Origin of the sequence: Rhodococcus sp. USK10 (assembly GCF_019378875.1) — a bacterium.
Lineage (GTDB): Bacteria > Actinomycetota > Actinomycetes > Mycobacteriales > Mycobacteriaceae > Rhodococcus_F > Rhodococcus_F pseudokoreensis.
In genome coordinates this window covers 82,256-97,680 of sequence record NZ_CP076046.1, presented here as the reverse complement: position 1 = coordinate 97,680, position 15,425 = coordinate 82,256, and the positions used below count along the sequence as shown (strand labels likewise).

The 15,425-nt window shown below is 68.5% G+C and carries 17 protein-coding genes; all 17 read left to right on the top strand.

All coding sequences use genetic code 11. The features are described 5' to 3' along the window. Positions 1-56 precede the first annotated feature (56 nt). The 17 genes from I1A62_RS00505 (at position 57) to I1A62_RS00425 (ending at position 15,407) form a co-directional block, all read left to right on the top strand. Positions 57-812, top strand: a complete 756-nt coding sequence (locus I1A62_RS00505; protein WP_219453391.1) for a hypothetical protein — start codon at positions 57-59, stop codon at positions 810-812. After that, positions 809-1,756: a hypothetical protein gene (locus I1A62_RS00500; protein ID WP_219453390.1), complete on the top strand. Its 948-nt coding sequence runs from the start codon at positions 809-811 to the stop codon at positions 1,754-1,756. Before I1A62_RS00505 ends, I1A62_RS00500 begins: the two co-directional genes overlap by 4 nt. Then, complete coding sequence (locus I1A62_RS00495; protein WP_219453454.1) at positions 1,756-2,397, top strand: DUF6668 family protein; 642 nt, start codon at positions 1,756-1,758, stop codon at positions 2,395-2,397. Before I1A62_RS00500 ends, I1A62_RS00495 begins: the two co-directional genes overlap by 1 nt. Positions 2,398-2,437: 40 nt before the next feature. Next, positions 2,438-2,722, top strand: coding sequence for a hypothetical protein (locus I1A62_RS00490; protein WP_005561382.1), 285 nt, complete (start codon positions 2,438-2,440; stop codon positions 2,720-2,722). 11 nt (positions 2,723-2,733) lie between these two features. Continuing rightward, entirely contained in the window at positions 2,734-2,970 is a 237-nt protein-coding gene (locus I1A62_RS00485; protein WP_257890299.1) for a hypothetical protein, read from the top strand. A 17-nt stretch (positions 2,971-2,987) separates the two neighbouring features. Further along, positions 2,988-3,680, top strand: coding sequence for a hypothetical protein (locus I1A62_RS00480; RefSeq protein WP_219453388.1), 693 nt, complete (start codon positions 2,988-2,990; stop codon positions 3,678-3,680). Then, positions 3,677-4,576, top strand: a complete 900-nt coding sequence (locus tag I1A62_RS00475; protein ID WP_219453387.1) for a hypothetical protein — start codon at positions 3,677-3,679, stop codon at positions 4,574-4,576. The genes I1A62_RS00480 and I1A62_RS00475 overlap by 4 nt, the downstream gene beginning before the upstream one ends. Beyond that, entirely contained in the window at positions 4,552-6,120 is a 1,569-nt protein-coding gene (locus tag I1A62_RS00470; RefSeq protein WP_257890298.1) for a hypothetical protein, read from the top strand. Before I1A62_RS00475 ends, I1A62_RS00470 begins: the two co-directional genes overlap by 25 nt. Before the next feature lie 13 nt (positions 6,121-6,133). Continuing rightward, complete coding sequence (locus I1A62_RS00465; protein ID WP_219453386.1) at positions 6,134-6,304, top strand: hypothetical protein; 171 nt, start codon at positions 6,134-6,136, stop codon at positions 6,302-6,304. Then, complete coding sequence (locus I1A62_RS00460; RefSeq protein WP_219453385.1) at positions 6,301-7,797, top strand: SCO6880 family protein; 1,497 nt, start codon at positions 6,301-6,303, stop codon at positions 7,795-7,797. The genes I1A62_RS00465 and I1A62_RS00460 overlap by 4 nt, the downstream gene beginning before the upstream one ends. Before the next feature lie 17 nt (positions 7,798-7,814). Beyond that, a complete protein-coding gene (locus I1A62_RS00455; RefSeq protein ID WP_219453384.1) occupies positions 7,815-9,485 on the top strand; it encodes a hypothetical protein in 1,671 nt (556 codons plus the stop codon). Then, on the top strand, positions 9,482-9,784 hold the full coding sequence (locus tag I1A62_RS00450) for a transposase (RefSeq protein ID WP_185950159.1): 303 nt from the start codon (positions 9,482-9,484) through the stop codon (positions 9,782-9,784). The genes I1A62_RS00455 and I1A62_RS00450 overlap by 4 nt, the downstream gene beginning before the upstream one ends. Positions 9,785-9,792: 8 nt before the next feature. Further along, the gene (locus tag I1A62_RS00445) at positions 9,793-11,481 is read left to right on the top strand and encodes a peptidoglycan DD-metalloendopeptidase family protein (RefSeq protein ID WP_219453383.1); all 1,689 of its coding nucleotides are present in this window, start codon (positions 9,793-9,795) and stop codon (positions 11,479-11,481) included. Positions 11,482-11,516: 35 nt separating this feature from the next. After that, positions 11,517-12,200 (top strand): hypothetical protein, encoded by a 684-nt coding sequence (locus I1A62_RS00440; protein WP_219453382.1) that lies wholly within the window; start codon positions 11,517-11,519, stop codon positions 12,198-12,200. 4 nt (positions 12,201-12,204) lie between these two features. Next, positions 12,205-12,801: a hypothetical protein gene (locus I1A62_RS00435; RefSeq protein WP_219453381.1), complete on the top strand. Its 597-nt coding sequence runs from the start codon at positions 12,205-12,207 to the stop codon at positions 12,799-12,801. Between the two features lie 102 nt (positions 12,802-12,903). After that, the gene (locus I1A62_RS00430; RefSeq protein ID WP_219453380.1) at positions 12,904-14,691 is read left to right on the top strand and encodes a type IV secretory system conjugative DNA transfer family protein; all 1,788 of its coding nucleotides are present in this window, start codon (positions 12,904-12,906) and stop codon (positions 14,689-14,691) included. Then, entirely contained in the window at positions 14,688-15,407 is a 720-nt protein-coding gene (locus I1A62_RS00425; protein WP_219453379.1) for a DUF4913 domain-containing protein, read from the top strand. The genes I1A62_RS00430 and I1A62_RS00425 overlap by 4 nt, the downstream gene beginning before the upstream one ends. Positions 15,408-15,425 lie beyond the last annotated feature (18 nt).

The following is a 15,425-nucleotide window of genomic DNA, read 5'->3' as shown; positions in this document are numbered from 1 at the left end:
GTTCCCTGGACGGGTTTCGTCCGGGGAACCGGATTCGCACAGAAAGGGATTCGATGATGACAGATACCAACTTCCGCAGGCCTGACCCCACAGCTGGTGAGCTGACCCGCTGGTATCCGTCCTTCACCCCCGCCGCTGCTGCCCTTGCGGACACCTCGCCGGTCGAGCGCCCCACCGAACCCACCCCGGTCCTGCCCGTGGACCCGGCCCCGCCGGTGGCAGCGCCCGCACCGGCACCTTCGGTGGCAGGGGGCACGCGGCACCGGATTTCGCCGCGCGCAGTCGCCGGACTCGGGTCCGCTGCCGCGACAGCTGCGGTCGCGGCGGGCCTGGGGGTGTGGGCGCTCGGTGGCGGGCAGGACAGCTCGCCTACCGCTGCTGCCGTGACCGCGCAGCCGACCACGGCTCCACTGTCGTCAGCGGCTCCGCGCCGATGGTGCGATCCGGCCGCAGCCGTGGACGGCGTGATCATCGGCAACGGCCCCGGTGGAACCGACTCCGGCCCCGCCGCGATCCTCGCGTTCGACTTCGCCTACTACGTGCAGCGGTCCGGAGAAGCGGCACGCGCCGTCGTCGCTCCCGACGCCGTCGGTGTCGAGCCCGCCAACCTGCTCCAAAGCGCCATCGACACCTACATTCCCGCCGGCGCGGAGCACTGCGTGACCATCCGCGCGGCCGAGCCGCAGCGATTCCTCGTCACGCTGCGCGAACGCCAGCCGAGCGGGGAAGAAGTCGCCTACACCCAGCAAGCCATCACCACACGAGTGGTCGATGGACGTCACGTGATCACGTCGATCGGAGAGGCATCATGAGCACCGAACCCGAATGGATGCAATGGCTGGGCCAGGAGCCGGAGCCCGAAACGGACCTGCCCCCGGCAGCGGTGGTGCCGCTGCGAGGGGCCGACAGCCCGGCCGCGACCCCGGACAGTGCGGCGCCAGCCGAGCACCCGGCACCCGCACCCCGAGACCAGGACCCGCAGCGCGAGGCTGCGGCCACACCGGTGTGGCCGCAGCCTCGCGCTACAGCTCCGCCGCTGGTACTGGTCACCGGCGTAGGCGGGGGAGCGGGAGCCACAACGACCGCGGTCGGCATCGCCGGGGCATGGGCGACCCACGACGCCCACTCCTCGGTGGCGGTGGTCGATCTGACCGTCACCGGCGGTGATCTGGCCTCCCGCGCCGCCGCCGAGGACCGGGTCACCACGATCGACACCCTCATCGAAACCGCTGAGCCTGCCGCGATCGTAACGGAACTGCCCCGGTCGACGGCCGGCGCTCGGATCATCGGGCGGGGCGAGAGCCGGTTCGACGACGCGGTAGTGCACCGGGTGCCTGACCTTCTGCGCTCTCACGTCCACACCGCGGTCTACGACCTGGGCGCGGACGCGCTTGGCCTGCATGAGTGCGTCCGGCTGCGGGAGGACGCCGATGCGGTGTTCGTACTGGTGGTGCAGGCCCGGGCGGATGCGTTCAACCGGCTGCGCGGCTACCTGGACCTGCTCGCTAACGCCGTCGGGGAGTGGGTGTTCGGGCGCACCGTCGTGGTCATCTCGCACCAGAATTCCGCCGAGCCCGATGTCGACCCGTCCGAGCTGATCGCCCATCTGGCTGGGCTGGTGCGCGTCGAGGAAGTGCCCTACGACCCGCACCTGGCCACCGGGTTGGCGATTGCGAGTTGGGAGCTGCGCGCGGCCACGGTCACCGCATACGACCGGATTCGGCGGGCGACAGCATCCGCCGAGGGTCGGCAGTGATGATGTCTGCCCGCAGCTTCTCCCGCTGGTCACAGCCGCAGGCAAGCGGTTCGGGCATCCCCGTCCGCCCCCCGAACAGGGTCGCGGAGATCTGGGATCGGCCGGTACCGCGCGGGCTGGGCAGCCCGGCACCGCTGGTGTGGCTGCTCGGCGCCCACGGCGGCGCGGGAATCAGCACGCTCGGTCATGTCCTCGACTTCGCGAGCGAGTGCGGTCAGAAGTGGCCGGCACCGTTCGAGGGGGAGTCGCCCTTCGTGGCGATTGTCGCCCGCGAGCGCGTCGATTCCCTGGACATGGCCGGTGACCTGATCCGCCAGCATGTTTCGGGCATGGCCGGTAACAGCACGCTGATCGGTCTGATCACCATCGCGGACCGGCCCGGCCGCAAGATCCCGAGGGAGATCGACCAGACCCGAAAGATCGTCGGAGGCCTGGCCCCGACCACGTGGCGGATCGAGTGGATCGAGCACTTCACGCTCGTTCGCGACCGAAGAGAACTTCCGGTCTGGTCGCACCGCGACCCGGTACCGGAGAACAAGAAACGCGCAGCCCACGACCCGACGGTCGTTCCCAGCGAAATCGCAGAGATCGCTGGGGCGCTTCGCAATTCGATCATCACCAGGCTGGGCCCGGGCACCTGACCGGGGCCTGGAACAACAAGGGAAAGGGACAACTCGAATGATGCTGCTACAGAGCACACTCGACACGATCAGCGTGCTGGCACAGGGGATCGAACTGCCCCCCGAGCCGCCGCCGAAGTCGGAGAAGCTGCTCGAACTCGGCCGTTGGGCGTCGTGGGTGGTGATGTTCGCCGGCGTTCTCGCCTTGGTCTACGGCGGCGGGAAGTTCGGGTGGGAGAAGTTCAACGGTGGCTCGCTCGAGTCGCCGAAGATCATCGCTGGCGCCCTGGTCGGCGGTGTGATCGCGGCCAGTGCCGGCGGAATCATGGCCTCGGTCGTGTCGTGACGGTCGTCGCGATGTGGATCCCCTCGGACGCGGTGACCGAGCCGCTGCTGCAGCTCGGCCGGTGGGTGATGTGGATCATCTTCGCGATCTTGACCATTCGCCTCGTCTGGTACGGCGGGCTGTTCGCCTGGAACAAGCAGCGCAGCCCGTACGAATCCGAACCCGCCGCTCGAATCGGGATGACGCTCGTCGCCGCGGTGCTGTGTTCGGCGGGCAGCGGTATCGCCGCAGCTCTTCTGACGTTCTGACAAGGAAGGACCATCTGATGATCACAACCCGCCTGGCGGCAGCGGCACTGGTCGCTGCCGCCGCGGCGGCGCCGATGATCGCTGGTTGCGGTTCCACTGAGGAGACCACCGCAACCGACTCGGTCACCACCCCGGCGCCGCCTGACCCGACCACCCCGCCCGCACAGATCGAATGGGACCGCTTCCAGTCGATCTGGCTTCCGTTCGCCGAGGAGGGCCCCACTCGCAACACGGGCAACGGTGCGGTGTCCGGGTTCTCGCACACCCCGCAGGGTGCTGCCCTGGCAGCGATTCATCAGACCGTGCGCATGTCGGTCGCCCGCGACGACCAGTGGGCGGCCGTTGTTCACGACGGTCTCGCACCGGGACCCGAACGTGACGCGTTCGCCGTCAGCCGCGCTCAGATCAGTGTCACCGCGATCGCCGACCCCGCCGAAGCGCCGACGCTGGGTGGGTATGTCGTCGCCGACTACACCGATGAGCGCGCCGACATCGCGATCCGCACCTCGTTCTGTGACCAGTCGGCCGCGATCACCGACACCACGGTCGTGTGGACCGGCACGGACTGGCAACTCCAGCTCCCGGCCGCCGACGATTCGGCATCCCGCGTCCATGTCTACGACCCGCAGACCACCACCTACGACACCGGCCGTGAGGTGGCTCTGGCCGCGCCGAGCCCCGCATGCACCGACCAGGAGGGCACCCCGTGACCACGGACAACGCCGAAGGCACCGACCAGAAGCCCGAGGGCTCCGAGTCCGCCGACCAGCGACCGCGCTCGGGCCGCACGGCAGCGACGAAACGCGGCCTGGGGTTCACGTTCTGGCTCGCCGTCGTGTTCCTGGTGATCGTCGTTGCCGGCGGCAGCGCCGCGTACTTCGCGTTCGGTGACACCGACGACACTGCCAGCGCCCCCGCGCCGGCGGTCACCGTTGCTCCGCAGACCGAACGGCCCGACTGGGGTCTTCCGTTCACCGACGACCTCGGCCGCCGCGTCGAGGTCCCCCCGAATCCCGATGGAGTCGCCCTCGAGCAGGACACCGACGTCCGCAAACCTGCCACCGACATCACCGGCGCCCCGGGTGGTCTGCAATGGCAGCAGATCCGCAATTTCCCGCTGCCGTTCTCCACCACCGACGGACCCACCGGCATCGACGGCCGCATGGCCACCGGATTCGCCCAGACCCCCCGGGGTGCGGCACTGGCCGGTCTCCAGCTCTACACCCGCGGCGGCGCCACCATGGCCGGTGCCGCCGAGTTCTACGCCGACCGGGTCATCCCCGACAGCGACCCACTCGAGCAGCTGCGCCAGGATTTCCTGCGCCGGGCCACCGATGCGATCGCATCCGGTCGAGGCGACGAGCGGGCCCTGTTGCCCTACTTCCGTGTCGATGCCTACCGAGTCACCCAGTGGGACCCGCAGCGCCCGGACTACGCGGTGGTCGAGTACGCGATGCTCAAGGAGAGCCGCACCGGCTGGGTCTCGAAGTCCGCGGAACTGCTCTGGCGCGACGGGGACTGGCAGATCAAGCTCACCGCGGATCTCTACGGCGGGCAGAAAGAGGTCAGCAATCTCGGGGGGTGGACCCAGTGGCCCGCCCGCTGACCCGCATCGTCACTGCGCTGGCGGTTGTCCTCGCGATCGTGCTCGGTGCGGCGACCACCGCGGCCGCGCAGGACACCGAACCCAAACCCGGCGAGGACCGGTCGGTGGTGTGCCAGGGCGTGGAGGTCGCCGGCCAGGGACTCGGTCAGCTGATTCCCGGTTTCGGCGGAGTCAACGTCCCGGGCCTGCCCAGCACCGGCGATGTCGTCGGCAACTTGTCCGGCAGTCTCTGCGACAACAACGGCAACCCCGTCGGCGCGGTCAAGGACTTCGCGAGCGAACAGCTTCAGGAGCAGTGGGATTCGCAGTTCGGCAATATCGTCTCCTCGATCCTCGAGGGAATGTCTCAGGCGATGGTCATGGCGATCACCTGGTGGATCAAGATTCCCAACGCCGACCTCGAATCGTTCGGCCCCCTCGCTCAGATCAACGAATACACGCTGTGGATCCAGTCGTTCCTTCTGATCATCTCGATCGGATTCATGTCACTGCGGCTGGCCGCGGCCCGGCGGCAACTGATGGTCGAGCAAGCCGAAGAAACCTTCCGGACCTTGTTCCGTGTGGTCGTCACCGCGGCGACGATGTCCGTGCTTGTCGCGCTCGCCACCCGCGCCGGTGACGCGTTCGCGATCGAGGTGGTGGGCGCGACCTCGAACAACGACCCCGCCGGGACCGTGCAGTCGATGATGATCCTGGGCGCGTACTCCGGGATGGCGCCGGGACTGATGCTGATCATCGGGTTCTTCGGCGCGTTCGGCGCTCTCGCACAGGCGTTCTTGATGCCGATCCGGCAAGGGTTCCTCATCGTCGCCGTCGCCGCTCTGCCTGTCGCGGCCGCGGCGAGCGGAACCAAGACCGGATCGCAGTCCTACGACAAACTCCTCGCCTGGGTGATCGGGTTCTGCCTGTTCAAACCGGTCGCATCGTTGGCGTATGCGATGGCGTTCTTGACCACCCAATCCTCCGCGCTCGACGTTCCCGAAGGTCAGACCCCGACTCTCCAACAGTTCCAGTACTCGCTGATCGGAATCGCGCTGCTCGCCTCCACGGCGCTCGTCCTTCCGGCACTGATGCGGATCATCACCCCCGCAATCTCGGCGGTCGGCAGCGGCGGCTCCGGGGCAAAGGCCACCGCCGGGGCGCTTCTCGCCGGTGCGGCCCTGCTGACCGGCGGCAAAGCTCTCGGCGGCAAGCTCGCCGGCGGCAAGGCAGTCCCGCCCGGCGGCGGATTCTCCGGTGGCGGTGGCGGAAGCGGCACACCCGGTCTCGTCGGCGGCGGCGGAAACCCGGGGAACGGCGGTGGCAGCCGCGGGAACAACAGCGGAAGCCGAGGCACCCCGTCCACCCCCGGACCCCGCCAAGGCGGGCCCCGCGGCAACGGGGCGAATGCCGGCAGCGGCCCGAAGAAGGGCAGCGGCGCGAAGGCCGGCAAATGGGTCGGAGCCGGAGGAGGCCGCGGCAGCCGGTCCGTCGACAGCGCCGCCGGTGACCTCGCCGGCGACAACTACGCCCACCCCACCAGCCGCCACAACATCCCGCGATGACCAGGAGATACCGATGACCAGTGAGATTGCGCGAATCCAGCTCGGGAAGACCGGCGACGTGTGCGAGCTCTACCGAGCTGGCGTGTTGCCGCCGGTAGAGGCTTTCCGCGCCGCCGATCCCGGCTCGTGCGAGGTTGACCACGCACCGACCTTGCTGCCGCCCACCGGTGGTGATCGTCGGTGAGCGCGACCCGAACGAACAGCGAACCGCAGGTCTATCTCGGGGGCCGGGCACCTCGAAATGAAGGCGTCATGGGCCTGTCCGGGCCGGTGACCTGGTTCATCCTCGGCACGCTGATCATCTCGCTGCTCGTGCTCATGCGCTGGGGCCTCAAAGTCGGCGCGATCACCGGCGGGATCCTCCTGCTGGCCGTAGTCCCCATGGTCCTCAAACGTCACGGCCTCACCGGATACGAAAGGTCCCTTCTGGCAATGCAATTCTTCGGCGCACTCCGACGTAAGGAGAACATCTACCGCGGCGGCTTGTTCTCCGAGATGCCCGGCGGGAAATCGCAGCTTCCCGGTGTCCTGGCTCCGACGAAGATGTACGAGGGCGAAGACAGCGCCGGCTACCGGTTCGGCATGATCCACATGCCGAAGACGAACCAGTACACGATCGTGATGCGTGCCTGGCCACAGGGCGACGAGGCCGTCGACCGGGGGCTGGTCAACCAGTGGGTCGGGGAGTGGGGAATCGTCCTGGCCTCGGCGGGTCTGACCAGTGACATCGAGGGGATCGTCCCGGTCCTCGACACCGTTCCCGAGACCGGCAACGCCCTGCTCACTCAGGCCCGGGCCATCACCCGCGTCGACGCCCCCGCACTGGCGAAGGCCGTGGTGTTCGAAGGCGCGACCGAGTTCCACCGCGACGAAGTGCAACTCGCGGCCCGCGTGGCGATCACCTTCGCCGCGACCACCGATGAACGCAAGAAGGACCCCGGTGCGCAGGCCGTCGAGATCGGGCGCCGTCTGCCCGGCATCCGCGCCGCCATCGAGGCCTCCGGTGTCGCGGTGCGCCCGATGACCGCCGCCGAGATCACCGGGGTGGTGCGCCGCTCGTTCGACCCGGCATCGCAGCTGACGATCGAACGGGCCGAAGCCACCGGCGACGACCACGGGATCACCTGGGACAACGCCGGTCCCATCTCGCACGAGAACAAGTGGGAAGAGTACTGGCACGACGGCGGCCGGTCGGTGACCTGGCTGATGAGCGCGGGCCCGAAGAGCGCCGTCGACGAATCGACGCTGCGCCGTCTGATCGCCCCGCACCCGGACCTTCCCCGCAAGCGCGTCGCAATCGTCTACCGCCCGCACCGTGCCGCGGACGCGGTCAAGATCATCGACGACGACTACCGCAACGCGATCGTCGCCGCTCAGAACCGCAACCGGGGCATCAGCTCGGCCGCCGCCCAGATCGACGTCGAACTCGCCGAACGGTCCCGCGACGAACTCGCCCGCGGACACGGCGCCACCCGCATCGGGCTGCTGATCACCGTCACCGAACCGATCGAGGCCGACATGCCCCGAATCGATGCCCTGGTGGGCGACCTGGCTGTGCAGTGCCAGCTCAACATTCGCCGCTGCTACCGGTTCCAGGACGCGGCATTCGCCGCCTCCCTCGGCATCGGTGTGCTGCTGCCCGACCACGCGTCGATGCCGTCGGCGCTGACCGCCTAGAAGAAGGACGCACACTGATGTTCGAGATCATGACGCCCGAACAGCGGGCCAAGTATCAGACCCGTGTCTACGCCGGTGGAATCGGCGGCGGCTGGGCGAAGTTCAAGATCCGCACCGACGACAACCGTCGCCGCAACGCGAGCGCCCGCGAGCGCACCGAGCTCGCCGCCACCGCGGGTGGCCCGAAGCTGAGCGATCGGGGCCACCGCGGGGCCGGCGGCGGCCGCGCCGCATCGGTCGGCAAGCAACCCGAACTGCGCTCGACGAGTGTGCACGCTGCCGGCGCGTTCTGGCCGTGGTCCGTCGGCGCCGGTGCCCCCGCGGTCGGGCCGGTGATCGGCAGCCACCTGGTCACCCACGCCCCGGTCTCGTTCGGGCTGCTCAACTGGTTCCGCCGCGGCTTCATCACCGCCCCGGTCGCGTTTGTCCTGGGCCTCAACGGCTACGGCAAGTCCTCGTTCGTCCGCAAAGTGATTCTCGGCGCGATGGCACAAGGGGTGACCGCGCTATTCCTCGCCGACAAGAAACCCGACTACCGCAAGATCGTCGAGGAAGTCGCCGGTGAGGACGCGGTCGTCGATGTCGGCTACGCCTTCGGGCACATCAACCCACTGGCCGGTGGTGTGCTCGGGTCGATCATCCCGCGACTGGCCGCGTTTCCCGATCTGCAGCTGCGTTGGCTCGAGGAACTGCGGGGCCGCCAGACCGAGACTGTGAGCGCCCTGATCGAATTGCGGCGCGGACAAGCGATTGAGGACTGGGAAGAGTCGATCGTCGGCTCGGCCATCGCGATCCTGTTCGACGAGAAGGGCTTCACCCCCGACGAGCCGCCGCTGCTCGAGGACATGCTCGGCCTGATCATCGAGGGTCACCCCCAGCTCCTCGAGGACGCCGGAGTCGACACCATCGAGGACTACCGCGAGGCGGTGCGGCCGCTGCGCCGATCCCTGCGCGCCTTCGTCAATCCCAAGAGCCGGTTCGGGCGGATCTTCAACGGACAGACCACCCACCCACTCAGTCTCGATCACCCGGCGATCGGCTTCGACGTCTCCCACCTCCCCAACGGGGACAAGAAGCTGCGCGCTGCGGTGATGCTGGTGTGCTGGTCGGACGGATTCGCCCTGATCGACGCCGCGAACGCCCTGACCGACGCGGGCCTGGCTCCGCAGCGGTTCTTCGAAGCGGTGATGGATGAAATCTGGGATGTGCTCGGACTGGGCCCCTTCATGGTTGACCGGATCGATGCCCTCACCCGCCTGAACCGGCAGATCGCCACCGGGCTGTGGATGATCACCCACTCGATGGCGGACCTCGAGACCGCCGCCGACGGCGCCACCACCTCCCGCGCGGTCGGATTCCTCGAACGCGCCCGCGTGAAGATCATCGGCCCGATCCCGGAGAAGGAAATCGACCGCCTCGACGGCGTGGTCACCTTCACCGACACCGAAGCCGACATGGTCACCAAGTGGTCGTCCCCGCCGCCGATGACCGGTGAGCAGCCTCGGGAAGACCAGCCCGCCCCGCCCCCGCCCGGAACCGGAAACGTGCTGATCAAGACCGGTGACGACCCGCGCGCCCCCGGAATCCCGGTCCACGTGATCTTCACCCGCTCCGAGATCGAATCCGGAGTCCACAACACCAACGCCCGCTACATCGACACCGCCGCCCGTGAGGAGGACGCCGCGTGATCCCGCAACGCCGCTACCGGGACGTCTCCCCGGAACTGAGGACCGCCGCCGTCAAAAGTGTTGCCCTCCTCCAGAACGAGGTCTCCTCCCGCTGGCGGGCGATCCAGCTCGTCGCCGAAGCCACCGGCGTGCACCCGAACACGCTGCGCAACTGGGTCGAAGCGCACCCCGACGGACCCCGATCCCCGCGCCGCGACCTCGAACGCGAACTGCGCGAACGGGATGCGGCGCTGGCCGCGGCGTCGGAGATGATCGCCGACCTGTCGTCCCGGATCCCGGGCCACGCCGGGCGGGACTGAACCCGGCCGTGGACATCAAGAAGCTGGTCGCCGCCGCCGTGGCCGCCGTGTTGGGACTCGTACTGCTGGTGGTCGTCGTCGCCTCCGACAGCGGCAACGAGTGCCCGGCCCCGGCGACGCCCGGCGGCAGCACAGCTCCTGCCGGATCACTGGTCAAACCGACCAAGTCCGGCACCACCACACTGACCTCGGGGTTCGGGCCGCGGTGGGGGACCGAGCACCGGGGCATCGACTTCGCCGGCGAGGTCGGCACTCCCATCTACGCGTTCACCGACGGCCGGGTCATCGCTGCCGGTCCCGCCTCCGGATTCGGTAACTGGATCATCGTCGACCATCAGATCGACGGGAAGGTGTACTCGACCGTCTACGGGCACATGTTCGACGACGGTGTGCTGGTCAAGGCCGGTGACCGGGTGTCCGCCGGACAAGAGATCGGCCGTATCGGCAACGCCGGCGACACCACCGGCGCGCACCTGCACTTCGAGGTCTGGGACGGGGGCCGTCTCCCGGACGGTGTCGGCACCGCCGTCGACCCGGCTCCCTGGGTGGACCAGGCCATCGAGCCCGGCCAGGCACCGGCTCCCGAGACAGGGGAGAGAGACGGTGGGGCGCCGACCTCGCCCGGCACCGGCGCGGCCCCGGGGCTCGCGGTCTACAACGCCCGCCAACTCGCGATCGCCAAGCAGGCCGTCGCGATCGGGGAAGCGATGGGTGTCTCCGAGCGCGGCATCACGGTCGCCCTCGCCACGATCGGCCGCGAGTCGACGTTCCGGATGCTCGCCAGCTCCGTGGTGCCCGAATCCCTGAACTACCCGCACGACGGCGTCGGCAGCGACAACAAGTCCGTCAACCAGTACCAGCAGCAGGTCGGGATCTGGGGATCGGTCGAAGAGTTGATGAACCCGGTCACCGCGAACGTGAAGTTCTACCAGGCCCTTCTGCAGGTCTCCGGGTGGGAGTCGATGCCGGTCACCCTCGCCGCTCAGACCGTGCAGGCCTCGGCGCACCCGGAGGCGTATGCCCCGTGGGAAGACGCCGCCCACGCCATGTACAGCGAGTTCAAGGGTGCAAGTAGAGAACTCACCACCGACGAACTGTCGCAGATTTCCTCCGCCGGCCGGGCGACGGCCGTCGCAGCGGGAGGAATCTTGCCCGATGCGTGCCCACCCGCAGGTGGGGAGCACGGTCCGCTCGCACCGGGCCCGTTCGGGCAGAAGGTCATCGAGGCCGCGTCCCGGTGGCTCGGCACCGAATACGCGTGGGGCGGCGGTGACGTGAATGGCCCCACCCTCGGGATCAGCGACGGCGGCGGTGCGGCCGACGCCCACGGGGACACGGGCAAGATCGGCTTCGACTGCTCCGGCCTGACCCTGTACGCCGTCTACCAGGCATCCGGGGGTGCGATCAGTCTGCCGCACTTCACCGGAGATCACTCCAACCCCGGCCAGCTCTACGACGCTCGCGGGCAGGACATTCCGTTCGAGAAGAAGCAGCCCGGTGACCTGATCTATTTCGGGTCCGGTGGCAGCACCCACCACGTCGGCATCTACCACGGCGTCACAGACGGCCAGGACATGCTCCTCAACGCCCCGCAATCAGGTGATGTCGTCTCCATCCAACCGCTGTCCAACTGGGCCGGCGAAGACATGTACGTCCGCCGATTCGGCGACCAACCCACAGAAAGGCAACCCCAGTGACGAACACGATCCAGGACACGAAGGGGACAGGGCACATGACGGACAACGTGATCGAGAACCCCGCACCGAAGAGCGTGGCAATCAAGAGTTGGGGCCAGGAAGAAGTCGACCCGCACAACTGGGCTGCCACGGTGCTGGGCGAGCAGACCGACATCCTCGAGGCGAACGGATGGCAGATCACCGAACGTCAACGCGACATCGCGTATCTGTCGGCGCTGGAAGCCCTGGATGCCGAGGTTCTCCGGCGGCCGCTGCGGGGGCGGGGTCAGCCCTCCCCGGCGTACGCCCGCACGATCCACCAGATCACCGCCGCCGAACTGCGGAAGGTCGCCGGTCAGCCGGACCCGGTCCGGCCCTGGGAGATGGTGTCGCGGTGGCTGCTTCTGGCGGCGGCCGCGGCCACCGTCGCCCTCACCTGGAAGGTGGCCCGCGACACCGCCCGTGAGTTCCTCCGGATCGACGACACCCTCTGGTTGGGGCCGCAGCGGCAACAGATGGCAGCGAACTGGTTGTTCTGGCTCGGGCAGAGCGGTGCCGTCGCCGCCGGACTCCTGCTGGTACCCGCGCTTATCACCACGATGGTCACCCTCGTGCGCCGCGTCCGACCCCGATACAGCCATGAGGCGACGGTCCTGGTCCGCGTCGCATTGGTGGTGTGCATGTCCACTGTCGCCGCGATGCTCACCAGCGCGATCACGCTCGCCGGGCTGGGCCGGTGACGACATGAATCGGCATTACAGCAGGACGATCCGCGGCAGCGTCGCCGCCGCGATGGTGGCAGCGGCTCTGTTCGCGGCCGGGTGCGGCAGCTCCGACGATGGGCATGACCATGGGGCCGAACCGATGGACTCCGGTGGCCCGACCGCGGCATTGACCACTCCACCACCGCCGCAGCTGCCGGAACAGTTCAACGGTGTCGATCAGAACGATCCGGAAGCGGTGATGGTCGCCGCCGCCCAGGCCCTGTTCAGCTACACCCCCGCGACGGACCCGACGCAAGCCGCTGGCGCCGACCGGGCCGCAGCGCTGCTCGACGAGCGGTTCTACGCCGAGAACAAGGCGGCGTTCTCCATGCTGGCACCGATCACCGGCGCCCAGTGGGACCGGTGGGCGAGTGCGAACGCGACCGTGACAGCCCGCGTGGCGGTCACCGGTGACAACCATCCACCGGATGCACCGGCCCGGATCTCGCGGGTGGTCGCCGTCACCCAGACCGCGACCACCCCAACCGGAGCGGTGCAGGGCGAATCCACGCTGGCGGTCTACATGAGCGCAACCCGCCTCGGGGTGTGGCGGGTGAGCGCCCTGACCGTCCGCTGACACCGGCAGACGTGACCGACAACTGCAACGACATTCAGGAGTGATGATGACGAGTTCGACCAAGACAGCCTCGGCCACGACCCTCGGGCGAGGGGAGCGGCGATGAGTGACCGTGGAGTCAAGGATCCAGTCAATTCGGCACGCGAGATGTATCTGATCGCGGCAATGGTGGCCGTCGTCGGAGTAGTGGGCGGCGGGGTGATGCTGGCGCTGCGCCTGGGCACCGACCAACAGGTGCCGGCGAACCCGGCCGTGGTCCTGATCGACCTGGTGAAGGGCCACCTTCAGTGGTCGACCACCGCAACGGTGATCATCACGGTGTACGCGCTGCTGGTGCTTGCGGCAGCGTTCCTGATTTTGGTGCTGGTGGCCCGCAGCCGCGGCAAACGCACCCGCGTCGACACCAAGGCCAAGCACATGGGCCGGTTGCGGGACGTGGGATCGCTGACCGAGAAGCAGTGCCGTACGGAGTCCGACCGGTTGGGTGTCGTCCTCGACGAGGGTGCCGCGCCGGGGGTCCCGATCGGCAAGCACCTGTTGTCGGGGCAGAACCTGTACGCGAAGTACGAGGACATGCACGTCGACATCTGGGGTCCACGTTCGGGAAAGAGCAGCTCCCGGGTGATTCCGGCGATCCTCGAAGCGCCCGGCCCGGTGCTGACCACCTCGAACAAGCGGGACGTAGTCGATGCCACCCGCGACCCGCGTGAAGCCAAGGGCGGGAAGGTGTGGATCTTCGACCCACAGAAAGTCGCCGACGGGGAGAACACCTGGTGGTGGGATCCGCTGTCGTGGGTGACCGACGAAGTCCGGGCCGCGGACCTGGCCGCGCATTTCGCTGCCGGCGACGACGGCCTGGACGCGAAAAAGGATGCGTTCTTCGACCCGGAGGGACAGGACCTGCTCACCGCCCTGTTTCTGGCGGCCGCGTCCGCGAAGAAGCCGATCACCCAGGTGTACACGTGGGTGACCGAGGAGACGAACGTCGAACCGGTCAACATTCTCCGCAAGCACGGCTACGACCTGCACGCATCCGGTCTCAGCGGCCAGTACAACGCGCCGGCGAAACAGCGCGGCGGTGTCTTCGGCACGGCCCGGAAGATGATCCGCTGCTTGAAGATGCAGTCCATCCGGCCGTGGGTGTCGACCGACGGCCAGCGAAACCGGCTGCCGCATTTCGATCCGCGGGCGTTCGTCCGCTCGAGCGACACCATCTACCTGCTCTCCCGTGAGGGCAACGGGTCCGCCGGACCGCTGGTGACGGCGCTGACCGTCGCGATCTGCGAGGCGGCGGAGGAGCTGGCCACCCGGTCGAAAGGCGGGCGCCTGCCGGTGCCGCTGCTCGCCGCCCTGGACGAAGCCGCCAACGTCGTCCGCTGGACGCAGCTCCCAAAATTGTTTTCCCACTACGGCTCTCGCGGAATCGTGATCATGGCCATCCTGCAGAGCTACGCCCAGGGCACCGAAGTGTGGGGCAACAAGGGCATGGGCATGCTGCACTCGGCCGCGAACGTGAAGGTCTACGGCGGCGGCTGCGAAGTCGCCGTCGACGACAACTACCTCCGATCGCTGTCCACCGCGATCGGGGAGCACTGGGAATACAGCGGATCGGTCTCCTCCGGCCGCGGAGGCCGCTCCACCTCCCGCCAGCGCACGAAAATCACCACCTTCACCGAGTCCGAACTCGAAGAACTGCCCCGCGGCCGCGCGATCGTCCGCTCCTCCGGGAACCGGGCCACCCTCGTCAAAACCATGCCCTGGTGGGAAGGCCCCTACGCCGACCAGGTGCGGGCATCGATCGAACGCCACGACCCCGAATCCGACAAGACCCTCGCCGACGCGGTGACCCCCACCGACGACGCCGAACCGAAGGAGGTCCAGCCGGTATGACCAGCCTCGACGAGTTCGACCTGCCCGAACCGCCCGTCGAGGACCTCGCCCCACCCGAGGATTCGTGGACGCCGCCGCTCGACGGCCTGGTGCCCACACCCGCCTCGACCGACGGGAACGGTGCCGGCGACGCCCTCGCGCTGTCCGATGAGCTGAGCGCCCGGATCGGGAAGGTCACCGGGACGCTGCTCAGTACGCAGATCAAGGCGATCGCCGAAACCCAGCTCGCCGAGCTGCTCACCCCGGAGATCTATCAGCGGATCGAAGAGCTCTCCCGCCGTCGCCTCGCCGCCGAGCTGGAGACGCAGCTGGTCGCGCAGGCGCAGGCGGCCGCGGAGGCGGAAACCCCGCCGACCACCGTGTTCGGGTCGACCGAAGAGTTCGTCCGGGTACGCCTGGCCCCGGGGTACCGCCGCGACGTCATCGACAACCATGAAATCCGCTGGTGCCCGCAATGGTGGCGACACGAAGAAGCGATCTCCCGACTCGAAGCGCTGTGGCGCACATGGGAACACTTCCGCCGCGACCCCACCACCGGAATGAGCGTGTGGTGGCGCGACCACGCCGACCACCACATGTCGGTGCTGATGTCCTCCGACGGCCCGTTCAGCAAATGCAGTGTTGCGCACGGCCACCACACCGCGGACAACGCCATCGCACCGCTGCCGACCGACCCGGCGCCTGCCGGGATGTTCCCGGACACCCGGAACCTCTAAGCACCAGGGAAAGGAAAC